Below are 19,649 nucleotides of genomic sequence, written 5' to 3' on the forward strand. Positions count from 1 at the left end.
GGGTTCTCCTTACAGGGCGAGTTCGCTGTTTAAAACCAGAGCCAGCAGAGCCTGGCGTGCATAGATGCCGTTACCCGCCTGCTGGAAATACCAGGCGTAAGGGGTTTTATCGACATCGGTCGTGATCTCGTCGATGCGCGGCAACGGGTGCAGCACCTTCATGTTGTCGCGCGCCGTACTGAGATCGGCGGCGCGCAGAATGAACTGCGCTTTGACATTGGCATATTCGGACGGATCGAGCCGCTCTTTTTGCACCCGCGTCATGTAGAGGATATCGAGCTGCGGCATCACCTCTTCAAAGCTGTCATGCCGTGACCAGGCGATATTCTTCTCATCCAGCATGTCGGTGATGTAAGCCGGCATCGCCAGCGCATCGGGTGCGATGAAGAAGAAGCGGTTGCCATCAAACTTCGCCAGAGCCTGCGTCAGAGAGTGCACCGTACGGCCATACTTCAGGTCGCCGACCATCGCCACGTTCAGCTGACTAAGGCGGCCCTGCGTCTCCTGAATGGTGAAGAGATCGAGCAGCGTCTGCGTCGGATGCTGGTTCGCGCCGTCACCGGCGTTGAGAATCGGGATACCGCCGGAGAACTCGGTCGCCAGCCGCGCCGCGCCTTCCTGCGGATGACGCATCACGATTGCATCGACGTAGGTACTGATCACTGAAATGGTGTCGGCCAGGGTTTCGCCTTTCTTTCCCAGCGAGGTATTACTGCCGTCCGCAAAACCCACCGCTGACGCGCCAAGACGATGAATCGCGGTTTCAAACGACAGGCGGGTTCGGGTCGAGGCCTCAAAGAAGCAGCTGGCGATCACCTTGTGCTTCAGCAGTTCCGGCTGCGGATGGGCTTTAAGCGTAGCGGCGGTGTCCAGTGCCAGTTCCAGCTCTTCACGACTAAGGTCGTTGATTGAAATAATGTGCTTGCGATATAGCGGGTTAGGCATAGCTTTCTCCTCTGCGCGGCCGGATTGCGGACAAAAAAAAGCCCCTGCTTAAGGGGCTTTTTTAAGATCGGGTCGATGACCGAAAGAAACAACAGCACCGCCTGCGGTCAGGCGTGATTGAGCGTCAAATTGTGCGCTGAGCTGTAGCATATTTCCTCCGGCAAATTGGGCCGCATTATACCCGTTCGCGGGGGAGCAGCAAGAGGAAAACGTTTGCGCCTCTGTAGCGGATCGGTCAGCGCTGGCCCAGCGTAGCGACCATCACCGCTTTAATGGTGTGCATCCGGTTCTCGGCCTGGTCGAACACAATGCTGTGCGGCGACTCAAACACTTCGTTGCTCACTTCCATGCCGTTGGGCAGATCGTACTGTTCTGCCATCTGCTGGCCCAGTGTGGTCTGATCGTCATGGAAAGCGGGCAGGCAGTGCAGGAATTTAACCTGAGGGTTGCCGGTCAGATCGAGCATGGCCCGGTTAACCTGATAGTCACGCAGCAGGGCGATACGTTCGGCCCAGACTTCTTTGGCTTCGCCCATCGACACCCAGACATCGGTGTAGATAAAGTCAGCGCCTTTCACGCCATCGGCAATATTTTCGGTGAGGGTGATTTTACCGCCGGTCTGCTGCGCGGCTGCGCGGCACTGCGCCACCAGTTCTTCTTCTGGCCAGCAGCTCTTCGGTGCCACCAGACGCAGATCCAGACCCACCTGGGCGGCGGCTTCGAGCATGGTGTTACCCATGTTGTTGCGCGCATCGCCAACATAGACCAGCGTCATCTCGCTGAGCTTTTTGCCCGGCAGATGCTCCTGCATGGTCAGCAGGTCGGCCAGCAGCTGGGTCGGGTGAAACTCGGTGGTCAGGCCGTTCCACACTGGCACACCGGCGTGTTCCGCCAGCGTCTCCACCAGTTCCTGACCGTAACCGCGATACTGAATGCCATCGTACATCCGGCCCAGTACCCGCGCAGTGTCGCGCATCGACTCTTTATGGCCAATCTGACTGCCACTCGGCCCCAGATAAGTGACGTTTGCACCCTGATCATAAGCGGCAACTTCGAAAGAGCATCGGGTACGGGTCGAGTCTTTTTCGAAGATGAGCGCGATGTTTTTACCTTTCAGATACTGCACTTCGCTGGCGCTTTTTTTAGCCTGTTTTAATTCAGCGGAAAGGGAGAGCAGGTGATCAATTTCGGCGGGGGTAAAATCCAGAAGCCTGAGGAAATGGCGCTGATACAGCTGACTCATACAACACTCCGGTAATCATCAAAATGAATTAAAATTCAATTTAACCGTATGAATATGCATTTTCAAGTACAAGGCTAATAAACTTTTCGTTTTGTGTAGTGGCGCGACAGGCAGTGTGGGAAAATAAGTGATTATTGCCGAACTCAGAGAGGACATCGTCATGGCATATGAAGCATTACTGGAAGAGCAGCAGGAAGAGACGCGGCTGATTATCGAAGAGCTGCTGGAGGATGGCAGCGATCCTGATGCGCTCTACACCATCGAACACCATCTCTCATGCAATAATTTTGATTCGCTGGAAAAAGCCGCGGTTGACGCCTTCAAGCTAGGTTATGAAGTGACCGAGCCGGAAGAGCTGGAGCTGGAAGATGGCACCACCGTTATGTGCGTCGATATCATCAGCGAATCTGCGCTGAAGCCTGAACTGATCGATGTACAGGTTGAGCAGCTGGTGAACCTGATTGGTAAATACAACGTCGATTACGACGGCTGGGGCACCTATTTTGAAGATCCTGATGCCGAAGATGAAGACGAAGATGACGACACCACCGAAGATAAAGACGATGATGGTATTCGCCACTAAGTAGCCGGGGCGGAGAGTTCTCCGCCTGTCACTTCTGCCACGCCTTTTGACATCATGAACTACGCACCCTTACTCGAACCGATCTATCAGTTTCTGCACTGCCGCACGCCACAGGCCTGGATTGATGAGGCGCGCAAACCGGAAAATCTGACCCTGCTGTTAACCGACCATCTGGTGTGCGAGCTAAAAGCCGCGCAGACCGCAGTGTGGCTGATCCGCAAATATGTGGCTGACAAACCCAGCGGCGACGCCATTCTGGCGTGGCTGAAACCCTATGAAGATTTTATCTTCCGCGAAGATGGCGACAGCGACTTTATCAACGCCCATAAGAGCCTGACGAAACGCATTATCGTGCGTAATACGCTGCCGTGGGCGGATGAGCTGGTGGAGAAGATGGTGCTGCTGATTAAAGAGGAGCTGCATCACTTCTATCAGGTGTGGGAAATTATGCAGTCGCGCGGACTGGTTTATCAGAAGATCACCGCCAGCCGCTATGCCAAATCGCTGCTGCGTGAAGTGACCACGCATGAGCCGGAAACGCTGGTGGATAAGCTGATCTGTGGCGCTTACATCGAGGCGCGCTCCTGCGAACGTTTCGCCAGTCTGGCACCGTATCTTGATGAGGAGCTGGCGAAGTTCTATCTGTCGCTGCTGCGCTCAGAGGCGCGGCATTATCAGGACTATTTAACGCTGGCGGCGCAGATTGCCGGTAAAGATATCGCGCCACGGGTACAGGCGATTGGGGTAACAGAAGGGCGGCTTATCAGCGAGCCTGACAACGAATTACGCTTTCACAGCGGCGTGCCAGCGTTTTGATTCGATCATATCAGCGGGGCTGCCAGCCCCGATTGTCACAGTAATTTCAGCATCCGCACTTCGCAGTCGACATGGCCGGTGCAGCCCATCGCGCTGTCGATATGCTCAAAGCCCAGCGACTCATACAGTTTAATGGCCCGCGTCAGGCTGGCGGTAGTTTCCAGATAGCAGCGACGAAAGCCATGGCCGCGAGCATGTTCCATCGCCCGCAGCGCCAGTTCGCGCGCCAGACCCTGACCGCGCACCTCGGGCAGAAAGTACATCTTTTGCAGTTCGCAAATATCGGGCGCGCTGCAGGCGAGAGGCGCAACACCGCCGCCACCCACCACCTTGCCCTGATACTCAACAATCCAGTAGGCGCTCTGTTCGGCACTGTACAGCTCAAACAGCTGGTCGAGCTGCGGATCGGAAACGGTATAGCCCTTGTCAGCCGTCAGGCCGAACTCCGCAGAAACATCACGGATCACCTGGGCAATATGCGGATTATCGGCGGCAGTAATCGGCCGCACCTGGAGGTGCTGAGAGTCAGAAATCATGTTGGGATTGGATTATGCAAATCGGTTGGACATATACCAGAAGTAACATTATCGTCATGTAAAAGCAATATTGCTGATAATCCAAACCGGTCTAAACCGCATTGGTTTTTTTTCAAAGTGACTTGAAAATATATTTCATCTTTTATCTTTACTCTATTCATTAATAATAAATAACTTTCCCTGCGCGGCCTTGGTAAGTTGGTTTAATTTTAATTAATTGTGGTTGCCTTGTTTGATATGAATCAAAATTCATGAATGTTACTGCTGTAAGTTAAGGTCTTTAATGCTAATTAAAGGATTAACTTCATGGCAATTCCAGCTTATCTTTGGCTTAAAGATGATGGCGGTGCAGATATTAAAGGGTCAGTTGATGTTCAACATAGGGAAGGAAGTATAGAAGTGCTAAGTTTCATGCATGGTTTGAGCATACCGGTTGATGCCCACACGGGTAAACTTACAGGAAAGCGTGTTCACAGTGCATTAGAATTCGAAAAAGAATTCGACTCATCCAGTCCTTATCTCTACAAAGCAGTCTCTTCCGGGCAAACCCTAAAATCAGCGGAAATAAAATGGTATCGCATTAACCATGCTGGTCAGGAAGAAGAGTACTTCAATATGTTCATTGAAGGGGTGAAAGTCGTTTCGGTTAATCCGCTTATGCATAACATTAAATCGATTGAGAACATGAACCATCTTGAGTCAGTGACACTGCGCTACGACAAAATCACCTGGAAGTACTGCGATGGCAATATTCAACACTCAGATTCATGGAAGGAACGCACTTAGTTCAACTATCAATGGCGCAGCACTTATGTGCGTCATTTTAAGGAGCAGCTATGACGTGGGTTTATGACGTGAGAAAGCGATCTTTTACACGAAATGGTGTCTACAAATTCGATGCGTTATATGCCGGTGCTGAGGGATACAAAGACGATCCTGCATTAGCATGTGAGGTGAACAAGGGCCCTTTACCATCAGGTAAGTATAAGATTGGCAGCCCTATGGCAAAGCATCCTACCGCCGGCCGATTTGTTCTGCGTCTGACACCTTATGCGGGCAACGATATGTGTGGTCGTTCCGGATTTCTTATCCATGGAGATAATGGTTTTGGTACCGCATCGAATGGTTGTATTGTCGCCTCTTTTAATGTCAGAAAGAGTATCGCAGACAGTGGCGACCGGGAGTTAATTGTGAAATGAAATGGCTTATTATCGTGGTATTAACTTTATTTTCCGTATCCTGCTCGTCAAGGGGGGTTAAATCTGCAGAGCAATGTTTATCAGATAAAGTGATTACGGCATCCCGCAATAACGACAGCAGTTCACTCTCAGATACTGATTTTGACAGGATAACTGAATATCTCTCTCAGGGCCGAACACGCTGGATTGAATTTTATCCCATACTTAATCAATCACCCTTCTTAGGTGCAACCTCTTTTCAGGAAGGTTTAGACATTGCCATGGCGTCTGCCTTACCTGAAAATCCTGAATCGGTATTGAAATATGTTAATCAAGACAATGTTAATAAGCTATGTGGCATGCCATTTATTGAGCCCACTCCGGATGAAACAGAAACATACTTTTTAAAAACCCGCGCGGCGCTTATTAATTTAGCATCACAAAGTGACCGGAAAAAAAGTTGCCTGGCTGTACTGGAAAGGAGTCATGATCATCTTGCTGCTGAAACAAGGCTGGGAAGGGTATCATCGCAGAAATGATATAAAAAACCCCGCGCAAGAGCGCAGGGTTTTTTCAGAGCAATAGAGATCAATCAGAGCGCCGCAATGACCGCCTGCTGTTCAATCAGTTTTGCTTTTGATTGTTGCAGGTCTGCCACGCGTTCACGCTCTTTCGCGACGACCGCTTCCGGCGCACGCGAAACAAAGCCTTCGTTCGCCAGCTTGGTCTCAATCTTCTCGATCTCAACATCCAGCTTAACCAGCTCTTTCGCCAGACGCTCCAGCTCGGCGGTTTTATCCACCAGATCCGCCATCGGGATCAGCAGCTCTGCGCCTTCAACCAGTTTGGTCACCGACACCGGGCCTTTCTCACCCGCAGGCAGAATGGTCAGGCTTTCCAGACGCGCCAGGCGCGACAGGAAGTTGCGGTTAGCTTCAACGCGACGCAATGCCGCAGGCGAGCAGTCACGCAGCAGCACATCCAGTGGCTTGCTCAGCGCGATGTTCATCTCGGCACGGATATTACGTACCGCGACGATCGCCTGCTTCATCCATTCGATGTCCGCTTTCGCTTCGGCATCTTCTTTCGCCGCATAATACTGCGGGAAAGGCTGCAGCATGATGGTGTCGTCGCTGATATTTTTCAGTCCCTTCACGCGCTGCCAGATGGTTTGAGTGATAAACGGAATGATTGGGTGCGCCAGACGCAGCAGCGCTTCCAGCACGTGAACCAGCGTATGGCGGGTGCCGCGCAGTTCAGATTCACTGCCGCTGTTCATGACCGGCTTAGTCAGCTCCAGATACCAGTCGCAGAACTGGTTCCATGTGAAGTCATACAGCAGGTTAGCCGCGATATCGAAACGATAGCTATCCAGTGCTTCACGATACGCTTTCACCGTGTGGTTGAACTCGGTCAGAATCCAGCGATCCGCCAGCGACAGCGTCATTTCGCCGCCGTTCTGTCCGCAATCCTGGTCTTCGGTGTTCATCAGCACAAAGCGGCTGGCGTTCCACAGCTTGTTACAGAAGTTGCGATACCCTTCCAGGCGCTTCATATCCCAGTTGATGTCGCGACCGGTTGAGGCCAGCGCCGCCAGAGTGAAACGCAGCGCATCGGTGCCTGATGGCTCGATGCCGTCCGGGAACTGCTTCTCGGTACGTTTGCGGATCTTCTCAGCCAGCTGTGGCTGCATCATGTTGCCGGTGCGTTTTTCCAGCAGCGCTTCCAGCGAAATGCCGTCGACCATATCCAGCGGGTCAATCACGTTACCCTTGGATTTCGACATCTTCTGACCTTCTTCATCACGGATCAGACCGGTCATGTAGACGGTTTTAAACGGCACCTGCGGTTTGCCGTTTTCATCTTTGATGAAGTGCATAGTCAGCATGATCATGCGGGCAATCCAGAAGAAGATGATGTCGAAGCCGCTGACCAGCACGCTGGTCGGATGGAAGGTACGCAGCGCTTCGGTGTTTTCCGGCCAGCCCAGGGTAGAGAAGGTCCACAGACCGGAGGAGAACCAGGTATCCAGCACGTCATCATCCTGACGCAGCGCCACATCGGCGGCCAGGTTGTTCTCGGCGCGGACTTCATCTTCGGTGCGGCCAACGTAGACGTTACCGTTGTTGTCGTACCACGCCGGGATGCGGTGACCCCACCAGAGCTGACGGGAAATACACCAGTCCTGAATATCACGCATCCAGGAAAAGTACATGTTTTCATACTGCTTCGGCACGAACTGGATGTCGCCGTTCTCAACGGCTTCAACCGCCACTTTCGCCAGCGGTGCGGTACGCACATACCACTGGTCGGTCAGCATTGGCTCGATAACCACGCCGCCACGGTCGCCGTAGGGAACGGTCAGGTCGTGAGGTTTGATCTCTTCAAGCAGGCCCAGTTCATCGACAGCGGCAACAATGGCTTTACGCGCAGCAAAGCGTTCCATGTTCTGGAAAGCGGCCGGGATCTCATCGGAACAGGCATCGCTGGCTTCGCCGTTGGTGTCATACACCTGGGCGCGGTCACGGATATCACCGTCGAAGGTCAGGATGTTGATCATCGGCAGCTTATGACGACGACCGACTTCATAGTCGTTGAAGTCATGAGCCGGGGTGATCTTGACGCAGCCGGTGCCTTTTTCCATATCAGCGTGTTCATCGCCAACGATAGGGATCAGACGGCCAACCAGCGGCAGCATCACAAATTTGCCGATCAGATCTTTGTAACGCGGATCTTCCGGGTTAACCGCCACGCCGGTATCGCCCAGCAGGGTTTCCGGACGGGTGGTGGCGACAACCAGGTAATCTTTCCCGTCGGCCGTTTTTGCGCCGTCAGCCAGCGGATAGCGGATATGCCACATTGAGCCTTTGCTCTCGCGGTTTTCCACTTCCAGATCGGAGATTGCCGTGCGCAGCTTAGGATCCCAGTTTACCAGGCGCTTGCCACGGTAGATCAGGTTCTCTTTGTAGAGGCGAACAAACACCTCTTTAACGGCGTTGGAAAGGCCCTCGTCCATGGTGAAGCGCTCGCGCTCCCAGTCGACGGAGTTACCCAGACGGCGCATCTGGCGGGTAATGGTGCCGCCGGATTCGGCTTTCCACTGCCAGATTTTTTCGATGAACGCATCACGGCCATAGTCCTGGCGCGTCTTGCCCTCTTCAGCCGCAATTTTGCGCTCAACCACCATCTGCGTGGCGATGCCCGCGTGGTCAGTACCAGCCTGCCACAGGGTATTTTTCCCCTGCATGCGCTGGTAACGGATCATGGTGTCCATGATGGTTTGCTGGAAGGCGTGACCCATGTGCAAGCTACCGGTGACGTTCGGCGGCGGGATCATGATGCAAAAGCTTTCCTGGCTGGTATCGCCATTCGGTTTGAAGTAGCCCTGCTTTTCCCAATGCTCGTAAAGCGGCTGCTCGATATCTTGCGGGTTATATGTCTTTTCCATTTCTGCTATGTCGTTTCCGGCTGTGGTGGCGCTGCCGTATTCAATTGGAATCCAACGCTGCGATACGCTTTGTAGCGGTCGCGCGCCAGTTGTTTGAGAGCGTCTTCGTAAGGAACGAAGTCTATCACTTCATGGAAAGCAGTAGCAAAATCTGCGAAGTGGGGCAGCAGGCTAATCAGCAGGTCGCGCTGTGAACTGCCGCGACGCTGTGGCCAGGCCAGCTCGACCGGCGCACCGTAGCGCGGGCCTTCACCCGCCAGGTTGTGTGGTACGAAGGCGTTTGCCGGTCGTTGCCACAGCGCTTCGTCGAGACGAATGGCTTGCTGTTCATCTTCGCAGGCGATCAACACCCGCTTTCCGGCCCGCCAGCGTGTTTCCGCCAGATTGCACACCAGCGCTTCAACGGCGCTAAGGCCATCGCTCGGGGCATCGGTTTCCAGCACGTAGAAGGTTGCGTTTTTCATCGGTTAGCTCATCAGAAGATCAAGGGCGGATTCAGATCCGCCCTTGCTGTCAGGAAAGAGGGCGCTTAGTCGTCGCCGTTCAATCCTGCCCGATTCAACAGAAACTGCGACAGCATCGGCACCGGACGTCCGGTGGCGCCTTTGGCCTTGCCGGAACGCCAGGCGGTACCGGCGATATCCAGGTGTGCCCAGTTATATTTGCGGGCAAAGCGTGCCAGGAAGCAGGCGGCGGTAATTGCGCCGCCAGGACGGCCACCAATATTCGCCATATCGGCAAAGTTGGACTCCAGCTGCTCCTGGAACTCATCCGCCATCGGCAGACGCCAGGCGCGATCGCCCGACTGCTCCGAGGCGCTGATCAGCTCATGTGCCAGCGGATTGTGGTTCGACAGCAGGCCACTGATGTGATGACCCAGCGCAATCACGCAGGCACCGGTCAGCGTCGCGACATCAATTACTACTTCCGGGTCGAAACGTTCGACGTAAGTCAGCGCATCGCACAGCACCAGGCGGCCTTCGGCGTCGGTGTTCAGGACTTCAACCGTCTGGCCCGACATGGTGGTCAGCACGTCGCCCGGACGCATTGAGCGGCCATCCGGCATGTTTTCACAGCCTGCCAGCACGCCCACGACGTTCAGCGGCAGATTCAGCTCGGCCACCATGCGCATCACGCCATAAACGGCGGCCGCGCCACACATGTCATACTTCATTTCGTCCATGCTGTCGGCAGGCTTGATGGAGATGCCGCCGGAGTCAAAGGTCAGCCCTTTACCCACCAGCACAATCGGGCGCGCTTCTGCGTCCGGATTGCCTTTGTATTCAATCACCGACATCAGCGATTCGTTCTGCGAACCGGCACCGACGGCGAGATAGGCGTTCATGCCCAGCTCTTTCATCTGCTGTTCGCCGATCACTCGGGTCGTCACATTTTTGCTGAAGGCATCGGCCAGCTGGCGCGCCTGTGACGCCAGGTAGGCGGCGTTACAGATATTCGGCGGCATGTTGCCGAGATCTTTAGCCGCTTTCATGCCGGCAGCGACGGCTAAGCCATGCTGGATTGCGCGTTCGCCGCTGGTCAGTTCACGGCGGGTCGGCACGTTAAACACCAGTTTGCGCAGCGGACGACGCGGCTCGGCTTTGTTACTTTTCAACTGGTCAAAGTTGTAGAGCGCCTCTTTTGAGGTCTCCACGGCCTGACGCACTTTCCAGTAGGTATTGCGGCCTTTGACATGCAGTTCGGTCAGGAAGCAGACCGCTTCCATGGAGCCGGTGTCGTTCAGCGTGTTAATCGTTTTCTGAATGACCTGCTTGTACTGGCGTTCATCCAGCTCACGCTCTTTACCGCAGCCAATCAGCAGAATACGCTCGGACAGGATATTTGGCACATGATGCAGCAGCAGTGTCTGGCCCACTTTTCCTTCCAGCTCGCCGCGGCGCAGCAGGGCGCTGATGTAGCCGTCGCTGATTTTATCCAGCTGTTCGGCAATCGGTGACAGACGACGCGGTTCGAAAACGCCAACGACAATGCAGGCACTGCGCTGTTTTTCCGGGCTTCCGCTTTTTACACTGAACTCCATGCACTCTCCTGAATCTTAAAGACAACGGCCGCTGCTGCCGCTAGAATGAAGCGCGCTCATGACCCATTTATTCATCGTCGCAGCATGACATTGTGCCGCTGGAGGTCATAATGAATCAGGGTGACAAGATGTTGTTTTTTCACCACCCGGACGCGTTTTTCATACAAATTTAGCTACGGCGACGGCCATTGATGAAGAAAAATGGCTGATAAGCGTTGAAACTAGCGATTTTCCTGCAAAAAGACAAGTTTTCACAGGCGTACTAAGCGTGATCATCATTAGATATCTGGTTCGGGAAACGCTCAAAAGCCAGCTGGCTATCCTGTTTATCCTGCTACTCATCTTCTTTTGTCAGAAGTTAGTCAGGATCCTGGGTGCCGCGGTGGATGGCGAAGTGCCGACAAACCTCGTTCTGACCTTGTTAGGACTCGGTGTGCCTCAAATGGCACAACTTATACTGCCCTTAAGTCTGTTTCTGGCGATCCTGATGACGCTGGGGCGTCTCTACACGGAAAGTGAAATTACCGTGATGCACGCCTGCGGCCTGAGTAAGGCTGTCCTGGTGAAAGCGGCGATGGTACTGATGCTGTTTACCTCGATAGTGGCGGCGGTGAACGTCATCTGGCTGGGGCCGTGGTCATCCCGTTATCAGGATGAAGTGACGCAGAACGCCAAGGCGAACCCGGGTGCGGCAGCCATGGCCGCCGGACAGTTCCAGACCTCCAGCGACGGCAGTGCCGTGCTGTTTGTCGAGGATGTGAAGGGCAACAACTTTGGTAACGTGTTCCTGGCGCAGTTACGGCCAAAAGGCAACGCGCGCCCTTCGGTGGTGCTGGCTGACAGCGGTCACATGGAGCAGCATAAAGATGGCTCGCAGGTGGTGACGCTGGATAAAGGCACCCGCTTTGAGGGCACGGCGCTGCTGCGTGATTTCCGTATTACCGACTTCACCAACTATCAGGCCATCGTGGGATATAAAGCGGCAACGCTCGATCCGAACGATGCCGAACAGGCGAGCATGAGCGACCTGTTCGCGAATAAGACGCCTGATTTCCAGGCCGAGCTGCACTGGCGTCTGACGCTGGTGTTCGCGGTGCTGGTGATGGCACTGATGGTGGTGCCGCTCAGCGTGGTGAACCCGCGTCAGGGTCGCGTGCTGTCGATGCTGCCTGCCATGCTGCTCTATCTGATCTTCTTCCTGTTGCAGAGCTCGCTGAAGTCGAGCGGGGCAAAAGGGCGGCTCGATCCGGCTATCTGGATGTGGGTGGTGAATATCAGTTATCTGGTGCTGGCGGTGCTCCTTAACCTGTGGGATACGGTGCCGATGCGTCGGATTCGCGCCCGCTTTACCCGCGGAGGGTCGGTCTGATGTTTCGCGTACTTGACCGCTATATCGGTAAAACCATCTTCAATACCATCATGCTGACGCTGTTCATGCTGGTGTCGCTTTCCGGCATCATCAAGTTCGTCGATCAGCTGCGTAAAACCGGCCAGGGCAGCTATAGCGCCCTGAGCGCCGGTTATTACACCCTGCTCAGCGTGCCCAAAGATATTGAGATTTTCTTCCCGATGGCGGCCCTGCTGGGTGCGTTGCTGGGACTGGGCGCGCTGGCGCAGCGCAGTGAGCTGGTCGTGATGCAGGCGGCGGGCTTTACCCGCATGCAGGTTGCGCTGTCGGTGATGAAAACGGCGATTCCGCTAGTGCTGCTGACCATGGCGATTGGTGAGTTTGTTGCGCCATCGGGCGAGCAGATGGCGCGTAATTACCGGGCGCAGCAGCTTTACGGCGGCGCACTGGTCTCGACGCAGAACGGTCTGTGGGCGAAAGATGGCAATAGCTTTATCTTTATCGAGCGCATTAAAGGCGACAACGAAATTGATGGCGTGAGCATCTACAGCTTCAACGATCAGCGTCGTCTGCAGAGCGTGCGTTACGCGGCGACGGCGACCTGGGATAAGGATAAAAAGCGCTGGATACTGTCACAGGTCGATGAGTCGAACCTCACCGATCCGAAGCAGATTAGCGGTTCACAGAGCCTGAGCGGCGAATGGAAAACCAATCTGACGCCAGACAAGCTGGGTGTGGTCGCGCTGGATCCGGACGCGTTATCAATTCGCGGTCTGCATAGCTATAGCAAATATCTGAAGCAGAGCGGCCAGGAATCGGGGCGTTATCAGCTGAATATGTGGAGCAAGATTTTCCAGCCGCTGTCCGTCGCGGTGATGATGCTGATGGCGCTGTCGTTTATCTTCGGTCCGCTGCGTAGCGTGTCGATGGGTGTGCGAGTGGTAACCGGTATCAGCTTTGGCTTCCTGTTCTACGTGCTGGACCAGATTTTCGGTCCGCTGAGTCTGGTTTACGGGCTGCCACCGATTATGGGGGCAATTCTGCCGAGCTTCGCGTTCTTCGCTATCAGTATGTTTATGTTGATTAAGCGGCGCTGACAGTCACCATAAAAATGGCCGCCTCTCAGGGCGGCCTTTTTCGTGGCGGGCACCATCCGCCGGTTTATTCGTCCGGCAGTCTGATGCATCCCTTCTTTACTTCATCCAGTCGTTAATCAACGCACCATATAACACCTCTGCTTCCGCTAACCGGCTCAGCAGGCAGTATTCATCGGTCTGGTGTGCCATTGATGGCTCGCCGGGACCGAGGATGATGCAGGGCGGCGTACCCAGTGCGGGCAACAACAGTGACGCATCAGTAAAATAGGGCACAATGCGCGGGGTCAGCGGGGCGTCATGTAACGCCTGACAATGCTGATAAACAGAATGAATCCAGGCCTGATTCTCTTCGCTCAGCACGGCCGGCAGATCCACTAGCGTCGTCACCGTTACGCTCTCTCCCAGTAAGGTTGTCAGTTGCTGACGAATGGTGGTGTGTTGCAGGTTGGGTGCGCTACGGATATCCACGTCAAACTGCGTGTAATCGGGCACAGAGTTAATATTCAGGCCGCCTGCAATGCGTCCGACGTTAATGGTCGGCTGCTTCATCAGCGGATGGGGTGCGCCAGGTGAGAAGTGCTGAATCCTGCCCAGCGCCTCCGCCGCCAGATAAATAGCATTAATGCCCAGTTCCGGCATTGCGCCATGGGCTGTCTTCCCGCGGGTTTCACAGCGTAGCCATAGCGCGCCTTTGTGGCCAATCACCGGATAGTTGGCGGTGGGCTCGCCGACAATCAATGCGCCAACGCTGGGCAGGTCAGCGGAATCAATCAGCGCCCGTGCGCCGTCACAGCCCGTCTCCTCCCCGCCGGTGATCAACAGCACTACGCCGGAACCCTGCCGAATCGCCTGCTGATTCGTCACGCAGGCAACAGCAAAAGCCGCGACAGCAGCCTTCATGTCACTCGACCCGCGCCCGTAAAGTCTGTCACCCACGATTTCACCAAAAGGATCGTACTGCCAGTCAGCATTGCCGAGCGGTACGGTATCCAGATGGCCGGTGAACGCCAGCTGCGGTCCGGGCTGACTGCCAGGCAGACTGGCAATCAGGTTCAGGCGATTTTCACCGAAGGGGGACAGGGTGACGTCAAAGCCCTGCTCCACCAGCCAGGTCGCCAGAAAGTGCATACAGGCCGCTTCATTGCCCGGGGGGTTAATGGTGTCAAAGCGCAGCAGCTGCTGCGCCAGCGTCTGGCTCTGGCTCATCATGCGCGCACCGTTAACCAGTCCAGGCAGTTGATCCACAGCTGCCGATAACCCTGCCATTGGGAAAATTCCTGCGGCAGCCAGTGCGCTGACATATCGCTGGTCCAGACCAGTGAGCGGCCCTGCTGATACTCGCGCACCGCCAGCAGCGGATGTGACGTACCGTCAATGGTCGCCAGCAGTTTGCCTTCAGGATGCATTTCAACTTCGTTATAACCCAGTAACCACGGCCATTCGTCTGGCATATCGGTGAACACCGCGTGGGATTCCGTCACGCTGGGATAAGCGCCTTCGGGCGTTTCGATACGGTCATCCCAGGCCAGGCAGCGCACCGGCAAGACTTTCTCAACTGCCGTGTTGCGATAGCGCGCGCCGCCATTAATACCCTGAAAACTAAAGTAGCCGCCCACCATCATCAGCGCACCGCCCGCGGCCACATAGTCGTGAATCAGCGTCAGGCGGTTCGCCGTGCGCTGGCTCTTCAGCCAGGTATCCGGATGCAGCAGCAACGTATTGGCGCCGATGTCGGAGAGAATGATCGCGTCCCACTGCTGAAGCCCGTCCGGTGTTAAAGGAAACTCGGTGGCGGCAGCATGGGCGGGCATGTAGGTGATGGCATAATCACTGTCGGCCAGCGCCGCCATAAAGTCGGTTGCGCCATTATGCCAGGTGGCGGTGGCAAACTGATCGAAGCCTTTGACGTGAACGGACGTGCTGGTCCAGGACTCGCCGACCAGTAAAATTTTCTTCTGCATTACGATTCTCCCTTACCCACCAAAAACGCGCTGTGGGTTAGCAATCAGTAAAGTTTCAAGTTGTTCGCCGCTTACGCCGTGGCGTTTCAGACGCGGAACAAAATGTTTAAGGATGTAGCCATAGCCGTGACCGCCGTAGCGGGTCAGCATGGTTTTCAGGAACACGTCCTGGGACAAAAGAATCTGTTCAATAAAGCCGTCATCGATCAGCTCACGAATGGCACGGGCATTCTCTTCATCCGAGGGGGACTGCGCGGACTCATCGGCGTAGTAATAGCTCATGCCGATCATGTCGTACTCCAGAAAGGCTCCGCGCCGCGCGAGTTCGCGCTGGTAACGCTTGTCAGCAAAGCTGGGGTTCATGTGGCACAGCACTACATGGCGCAGATCAGCCCCTTCATCTTCAAGGATATCCAGCACCTGATGCCCTAATCGCGCCCAGCCGGGCAGATGCACTTCAATCGGCACGCGTGTCGCGGCACTGGCACGGCCCGCCGCCCGCAGGGATTTCTCCTCGTCGGGCGTAAAGCGGCTGGAGACGCCGATCTCGCCGATCAGGCCAGCCAGCACCTCGGGTTTTTCTTCCCTGCCGCCGAGGTCGTAAATCAGCTTGTCAGTCAGGGCTTCGACGCTGATCGTTTTCACCCAATCCGGATGCGAGGGTTCCAGATATAACCCGGTGCTCATAATGATATTCAGCCCGGTCAGGCGCGCGATGCGTTGCAGGGCTTTGGGATCGCGGCCAATGCCAATATTAGTAGGGTCCACCACGGTATCGCCGCCCAGCGCCCGAAACTTCATGAGCTCCTCAATTGCTAAATCCACATCAAACAGCTGACAGTTATCGCGGCTGATGAGCGGATTCAGCGACAGCTCGCCCAGGTTTTCGATGCTTACCGGCATTTCCGCCAGATGACGATCGCTACAGCAGCAGGGCGGCACCCATTTGCCGGACGCATCCAGCAAAATATGTTCGTGCATCAGCGTCACCCCCATCTCACTGACAGGTAGCGGGCCGAGTACGGTCATCACATAGCCGCTGTTGATGCCCAGCGGCAGGGGATCAGGATGACGAAAAAGGGAATGTTTCATGCGCTATCCTTTCGCCGCCGACCGCGTCGGGTTGAGAATGCGGGTGTTCAGCCAGATCGCCAGCAGAATAATCGTACCGGTGGCGATCTGCGTGTAAAACGGAGAGATATGCGACAAAATCAGGCCGTTCTGGATGATGGCAATCGATAGCGCGCCTAACAGCGTGCCAATAACGGTGCCGAAGCCGCCGAACAGGCTGGTACTGCCCAGCACCACCGCAGCGATCACCTGCAACTCGAAGCCTTCGCCCTGATTAGAGGATCCGCTGCCGAGACGGGCGGTGATGATCATGCCCGCCAGCGCTGCCGCCATGCCGCTGAGGATATAGACCTTCATGGTCACGGCTTTGGTGTTAATTCCGCTACGGCGTGCGCCTTCCGCATTCGCGCCAATTGCCGTGACATAGCGACCAAATCGCATATGGTTCAGCACGACATGGCCGACTACCAGCACCACGATGCCAATCAGCGCGGGCATCGGAACACCCAGCACCCAGGCGCGTCCCATCAGGGCGAACAGGCTGTCGGCAGGGATGGGAATGGAGTAACCCTGGGTGATCAGCAGCGCCACGCCGCGCACCACGGCCAGCGTCGCCAGCGTGACGATAAAGGCCGGGATGCCTTCGTAAGCAATAAAGAAGCCGTTGATGGCGCCGACCAGCGCACCCAGTAGCAGGCCGCCCAGCAACACCACCGGCCAGGGCAGGCCCCAGTTATTCAGGGCGATCGCGGACAGGGCGCCAACCAGTGCCAGTGTCGATCCCACGGAAAGATCAATCCCACCCGTGGTGATCACCAGCGTCATCGCTGTGGCGACGATCAGCAGCGGCGCACTCTGACGAATGATATTCAGCCAGTTCGCACTGCTGAGAAAATTGCCGGTGATCAGGGAAAACACCACGCAGCAGAAGACGAAAAACAGCGCGATGCTGACTACGCCAGAGTGGTTGTGCAGAAGACGACGCGGCAGCGAGTGCTGTGCCATACGGGAACTGCTCAGATTCATAATAGTCATCCTGTTACCTCGCTCAGTGCGCTGCGGCCGAGCGGGCGACAAATTTCTCACCCACGATCAAATTGACGATCTCGGTCAGATCCGTTTCGGCCACCCGGCGCTCCGCCACGTTGGTGCCTTCGTACATCACCATGATGCGATCGCAGACCAGGAACAGATCCTGCAGGCGATGCGTGATCAGGATGACACTCACGCCACGTGCTGATACTCGCCGGATCAGCTCCAGCACCGCCTCCACTTCGGCGACGGCCAGCGCGGCGGTGGGTTCATCCATGATCAGCACTTTGGGATCGAAGGCGGCAGCGCGCGCAATGGCAATCGCCTGGCGCTGCCCGCCGGATAAATTGCGCACCAGCAGTCGGGTATCCGGAATAGAAATCCCCAGACCCTTCAGCATTTCCCGTGCGTCAGCGTGCATTTTCTCTTCATCCAGAAACGGAATGCCGAGAATGGATTTCATTGGCTCACGTCCCATAAACAGATTGCCTGCCACATCAACGGTGTCGCACAGCGACAGGTCCTGATAAACCATCTCGATATGGCAGCGGCGAGAATCCGCCGGGTTAGTGAAATGCTGCTCTTCGCCATCAATACGAATCGTGCCGCTGGTCGGTACGACCGCGCCTGACAGCACCTTGGTCAGCGTGGATTTTCCCGCGCCGTTGTCGCCCACCAGGCCCAGCACTTCTCCCGGAGCCAGTTGCAGATTTACCCCTTGCAGAGACCGTATCGCGCCATAGGTCTTGGTAATATTCACCATCTCTACCCGAGTCCGGGCAGTTTGTACTTGCTGCATGTGATTACTCCCATCACCATTAACGGGACCGTTACTCTGCATGTAAAAAAGGGGTTATCCGGCACGGTTTACGCCCTTGTAAACCGGTTTACCTGCAGGATAAAACCTTTGTCACCACACACAGAACAACACGCTACAACGATATTTGTTTGCCGGGTAAGACTTTGCAGCTTCCGTGCCAGCCTGTAATCAGGCGCTGCACTCGGGGTCTAACTGACTGTAATAAAAAACATTTCATGTTTTACTTCAGGTAAACCGGTTTACTTACTATAAACGGGCAAAATCATAAAGCTCATTTTTTGCGCCAAATCTGTGCGCTTTTGCGCCATTCTGGGACGTTGTTAACAAATCCGTATCGAATCGCGCGCCACCCATTCTACCGGCAGGCGGGTTTCGGCGGGGACGGGGAGATCATCATTCAGAATACGCAACATGATCCCGACCGCCGTGCGGCCCAGTTCACGTGCGGGCTGGCGGATGGTTGAAATACGGGGTTGGGTAAAGTCAGCATAAGTCGCGTCATCAAAGCCTACCAGCGACAGCGCTTCGGGCGCTTTAAGTCCGCGCGCGCGCAGGCCGTCCATCAATCCCAGCACGAGAAAATCACTGGCGGCAAAGACGGCGGTAGGGCGTTCCGCGCGGCTAAACAGCCGTTCCAGCGCCTGTTTACCGAACTCACGCTGGTATTCGCCGTACATCACCCATTCGGGCGGGACATGCAGGCCAGCCTGCTCCATTGCGGTGCAAAACCCCTGGTAGCGTTCGCGCACACTCATCAGTTCATCCGGGCCGCCGACAAAGGCGATATGCCGGTGACCCGCAGCGATCAGGTTTTCGGTAGCAATCCGGCCACCCTGAACGTTGTCGGCAAACACTTTGGGTACTTCGCTGCCAGGAATGTCCTCATCCAGCAGCACGATGCGCTGGTGGCGGTTAATTTCTTTGCGCAGCAGACCGTTATCAGGATGGTTGGTGGTAAACAGCAGGCCGTCCACCTGGCAGGTATCCAGCCAGCGGATAAACTGACTCTCTTTGTCGGGATGGTTGCGGGTAATACACAGCACCAGGCTGTAGCCATGGGCAGAGGCGGCTTCTTCGGCGGCATCTGCCAGTTCGGCAAAGAAGGGATTGGTAATATCGGGCAGCACCAGCCCCAGGGTTTCACTACCGCCCTTGCTCAGGCGACGTGCCAGGCTGTTACCGCGATAATCCAGCTGACGAATCGCCGCTTCGATACGGTCAATCGTCTCCTGCGGCAGCATAATGCTTTGATTCATATAGCGGGATACGGTCGCTTTTGACAGTCCGGCCAGCGCTGCGACATCGGATAACAGCACCCGTTTTTTACTCATATCACCAGCCACCTTGCCCGGAATCGGCTATCAGTTACACAGTTGCGCGCAGCGAATACAGTTTTTTCCCTGACCGCTGACGATAAAATAATCGCTTGACAAAATTTAGCCAGAAGCGAATGTTAATGGCAGTTTACCGCATTACCCGGGAGTCACTCCCAAACCCGATTAATTCCTTTCACACGTGCACCATAATGGA

The 19,649-nt window shown here is 55.3% G+C and carries 19 protein-coding genes; 7 read left to right on the forward strand and 12 right to left on the reverse strand.

The genetic code is table 11. From position 1 onward, the window contains the following. Positions 1-9: 9 nt before the first annotated feature. Both pyrB and argF read right to left on the reverse strand, forming a co-directional pair. The gene (gene pyrB, locus ACN1CO_RS12115) at positions 10-945 is read right to left on the reverse strand and encodes an aspartate carbamoyltransferase (RefSeq protein WP_419139154.1); all 936 of its coding nucleotides are present in this window, start codon (positions 943-945) and stop codon (positions 10-12) included. A gap of 235 nt (positions 946-1,180) precedes the next feature. Then, positions 1,181-2,188 (reverse strand): ornithine carbamoyltransferase, encoded by a 1,008-nt coding sequence (gene argF / locus ACN1CO_RS12120; RefSeq protein WP_419139155.1) that lies wholly within the window; start codon positions 2,186-2,188, stop codon positions 1,181-1,183. 160 nt (positions 2,189-2,348) lie between these two features. Here argF and rraB point away from each other — a divergent pair, with 160 nt between their 5' ends. Beyond that, complete coding sequence (gene rraB, locus ACN1CO_RS12125) at positions 2,349-2,771, forward strand: ribonuclease E inhibitor RraB (protein ID WP_419139156.1); 423 nt, start codon at positions 2,349-2,351, stop codon at positions 2,769-2,771. Between the two features lie 54 nt (positions 2,772-2,825). Beyond that, entirely contained in the window at positions 2,826-3,587 is a 762-nt protein-coding gene (miaE, locus tag ACN1CO_RS12130) for a tRNA isopentenyl-2-thiomethyl-A-37 hydroxylase MiaE (protein ID WP_419139157.1), read from the forward strand. Between the two features lie 35 nt (positions 3,588-3,622). On the opposite strand, the gene ACN1CO_RS12135 is transcribed toward miaE, so the two are convergent. Beyond that, positions 3,623-4,123, reverse strand: coding sequence for a GNAT family N-acetyltransferase (locus ACN1CO_RS12135; protein WP_419139158.1), 501 nt, complete (start codon positions 4,121-4,123; stop codon positions 3,623-3,625). Between the two features lie 306 nt (positions 4,124-4,429). Between ACN1CO_RS12135 and ACN1CO_RS12140 the strand changes: the two genes are divergently transcribed. The 3 genes from ACN1CO_RS12140 to ACN1CO_RS12150 are packed head-to-tail and all read left to right on the forward strand — an operon-like array spanning position 4,430 to position 5,840. After that, on the forward strand, positions 4,430-4,909 hold the full coding sequence (locus ACN1CO_RS12140) for an Hcp family type VI secretion system effector (RefSeq protein ID WP_419139159.1): 480 nt from the start codon (positions 4,430-4,432) through the stop codon (positions 4,907-4,909). 50 nt (positions 4,910-4,959) lie between these two features. Continuing rightward, a complete protein-coding gene (locus ACN1CO_RS12145) occupies positions 4,960-5,322 on the forward strand; it encodes a tlde1 domain-containing protein (protein ID WP_419139160.1) in 363 nt (120 codons plus the stop codon). After that, on the forward strand, positions 5,319-5,840 hold the full coding sequence (locus ACN1CO_RS12150; protein WP_419139161.1) for a hypothetical protein: 522 nt from the start codon (positions 5,319-5,321) through the stop codon (positions 5,838-5,840). The genes ACN1CO_RS12145 and ACN1CO_RS12150 overlap by 4 nt, the downstream gene beginning before the upstream one ends. Before the next feature lie 53 nt (positions 5,841-5,893). On the opposite strand, the gene ACN1CO_RS12155 is transcribed toward ACN1CO_RS12150, so the two are convergent. The 3 genes from ACN1CO_RS12155 to pepA all read right to left on the reverse strand — a co-directional run bounded on the left by ACN1CO_RS12155 (position 5,894) and on the right by pepA (position 10,790). Next, complete coding sequence (locus ACN1CO_RS12155; protein ID WP_419139162.1) at positions 5,894-8,749, reverse strand: valine--tRNA ligase; 2,856 nt, start codon at positions 8,747-8,749, stop codon at positions 5,894-5,896. 5 nt (positions 8,750-8,754) lie between these two features. Beyond that, complete coding sequence (locus ACN1CO_RS12160; RefSeq protein ID WP_283546395.1) at positions 8,755-9,213, reverse strand: DNA polymerase III subunit chi; 459 nt, start codon at positions 9,211-9,213, stop codon at positions 8,755-8,757. Positions 9,214-9,278: 65 nt separating this feature from the next. Beyond that, positions 9,279-10,790 (reverse strand): leucyl aminopeptidase, encoded by a 1,512-nt coding sequence (pepA, locus tag ACN1CO_RS12165; RefSeq protein ID WP_010251654.1) that lies wholly within the window; start codon positions 10,788-10,790, stop codon positions 9,279-9,281. A gap of 268 nt (positions 10,791-11,058) precedes the next feature. Here pepA and lptF point away from each other — a divergent pair, with 268 nt between their 5' ends. Together lptF and lptG are read left to right on the forward strand one after the other, a co-directional pair. Further along, positions 11,059-12,159 (forward strand): LPS export ABC transporter permease LptF, encoded by a 1,101-nt coding sequence (gene lptF, locus ACN1CO_RS12170; protein ID WP_283546394.1) that lies wholly within the window; start codon positions 11,059-11,061, stop codon positions 12,157-12,159. Then, a complete protein-coding gene (gene lptG / locus ACN1CO_RS12175) occupies positions 12,159-13,235 on the forward strand; it encodes an LPS export ABC transporter permease LptG (RefSeq protein ID WP_419139163.1) in 1,077 nt (358 codons plus the stop codon). Before lptF ends, lptG begins: the two co-directional genes overlap by 1 nt. A 96-nt stretch (positions 13,236-13,331) precedes the next feature. On the opposite strand, the gene ACN1CO_RS12180 is transcribed toward lptG, so the two are convergent. The 6 genes from ACN1CO_RS12180 to ACN1CO_RS12205 all read right to left on the reverse strand — a co-directional run bounded on the left by ACN1CO_RS12180 (position 13,332) and on the right by ACN1CO_RS12205 (position 19,462). Continuing rightward, complete coding sequence (locus tag ACN1CO_RS12180) at positions 13,332-14,441, reverse strand: M20 family metallopeptidase (protein ID WP_419139507.1); 1,110 nt, start codon at positions 14,439-14,441, stop codon at positions 13,332-13,334. Further along, positions 14,441-15,196 (reverse strand): glutamine amidotransferase, encoded by a 756-nt coding sequence (locus tag ACN1CO_RS12185; RefSeq protein ID WP_419139164.1) that lies wholly within the window; start codon positions 15,194-15,196, stop codon positions 14,441-14,443. Before ACN1CO_RS12185 ends, ACN1CO_RS12180 begins: the two co-directional genes overlap by 1 nt. Before the next feature lie 12 nt (positions 15,197-15,208). Beyond that, positions 15,209-16,288, reverse strand: a complete 1,080-nt coding sequence (locus tag ACN1CO_RS12190; RefSeq protein ID WP_419139165.1) for a phosphotriesterase family protein — start codon at positions 16,286-16,288, stop codon at positions 15,209-15,211. 3 nt (positions 16,289-16,291) lie between these two features. Continuing rightward, the gene (locus ACN1CO_RS12195) at positions 16,292-17,293 is read right to left on the reverse strand and encodes an ABC transporter permease (protein WP_419139166.1); all 1,002 of its coding nucleotides are present in this window, start codon (positions 17,291-17,293) and stop codon (positions 16,292-16,294) included. Positions 17,294-17,315: 22 nt separating this feature from the next. Next, positions 17,316-18,062: an ATP-binding cassette domain-containing protein gene (locus tag ACN1CO_RS12200; RefSeq protein ID WP_283548041.1), complete on the reverse strand. Its 747-nt coding sequence runs from the start codon at positions 18,060-18,062 to the stop codon at positions 17,316-17,318. A 377-nt stretch (positions 18,063-18,439) separates the two neighbouring features. After that, the gene (locus ACN1CO_RS12205; RefSeq protein WP_419139167.1) at positions 18,440-19,462 is read right to left on the reverse strand and encodes a LacI family DNA-binding transcriptional regulator; all 1,023 of its coding nucleotides are present in this window, start codon (positions 19,460-19,462) and stop codon (positions 18,440-18,442) included. Between the last annotated feature and the right edge of the window lie 187 nt (positions 19,463-19,649).

Source organism: Pantoea sp. R13S299 (assembly GCF_048515925.1).
In the GTDB taxonomy this organism is placed as follows: Bacteria; Pseudomonadota; Gammaproteobacteria; order Enterobacterales; family Enterobacteriaceae; genus Pantoea.

Coding starts and splice junctions, on each gene's coding strand:
- ACN1CO_RS12145 (WP_419139160.1), top strand. CDS start 4,960: ATGACGTGGGTTTATGACGTGAGAAAGCGATCTTTTACACGAAATGGT.
- ACN1CO_RS12135 (WP_419139158.1), bottom strand. CDS start 4,123: ATGATTTCTGACTCTCAGCACCTCCAGGTGCGGCCGATTACTGCCGCC.
- ACN1CO_RS12150 (WP_419139161.1), top strand. CDS start 5,319: ATGAAATGGCTTATTATCGTGGTATTAACTTTATTTTCCGTATCCTGC.
- pepA (WP_010251654.1), bottom strand. CDS start 10,790: ATGGAGTTCAGTGTAAAAAGCGGAAGCCCGGAAAAACAGCGCAGTGCC.
- lptG (WP_419139163.1), top strand. CDS start 12,159: ATGTTTCGCGTACTTGACCGCTATATCGGTAAAACCATCTTCAATACC.
- ACN1CO_RS12185 (WP_419139164.1), bottom strand. CDS start 15,196: ATGCAGAAGAAAATTTTACTGGTCGGCGAGTCCTGGACCAGCACGTCC.
- ACN1CO_RS12190 (WP_419139165.1), bottom strand. CDS start 16,288: ATGAAACATTCCCTTTTTCGTCATCCTGATCCCCTGCCGCTGGGCATC.
- miaE (WP_419139157.1), top strand. CDS start 2,826: ATGAACTACGCACCCTTACTCGAACCGATCTATCAGTTTCTGCACTGC.
- argF (WP_419139155.1), bottom strand. CDS start 2,188: ATGAGTCAGCTGTATCAGCGCCATTTCCTCAGGCTTCTGGATTTTACC.
- ACN1CO_RS12200 (WP_283548041.1), bottom strand. CDS start 18,062: ATGGTGAATATTACCAAGACCTATGGCGCGATACGGTCTCTGCAAGGG.
- ACN1CO_RS12195 (WP_419139166.1), bottom strand. CDS start 17,293: ATGAATCTGAGCAGTTCCCGTATGGCACAGCACTCGCTGCCGCGTCGT.
- ACN1CO_RS12180 (WP_419139507.1), bottom strand. CDS start 14,441: ATGAGCCAGAGCCAGACGCTGGCGCAGCAGCTGCTGCGCTTTGACACC.
- ACN1CO_RS12140 (WP_419139159.1), top strand. CDS start 4,430: ATGGCAATTCCAGCTTATCTTTGGCTTAAAGATGATGGCGGTGCAGAT.
- rraB (WP_419139156.1), top strand. CDS start 2,349: ATGGCATATGAAGCATTACTGGAAGAGCAGCAGGAAGAGACGCGGCTG.
- ACN1CO_RS12160 (WP_283546395.1), bottom strand. CDS start 9,213: ATGAAAAACGCAACCTTCTACGTGCTGGAAACCGATGCCCCGAGCGAT.
- ACN1CO_RS12155 (WP_419139162.1), bottom strand. CDS start 8,749: ATGGAAAAGACATATAACCCGCAAGATATCGAGCAGCCGCTTTACGAG.
- pyrB (WP_419139154.1), bottom strand. CDS start 945: ATGCCTAACCCGCTATATCGCAAGCACATTATTTCAATCAACGACCTT.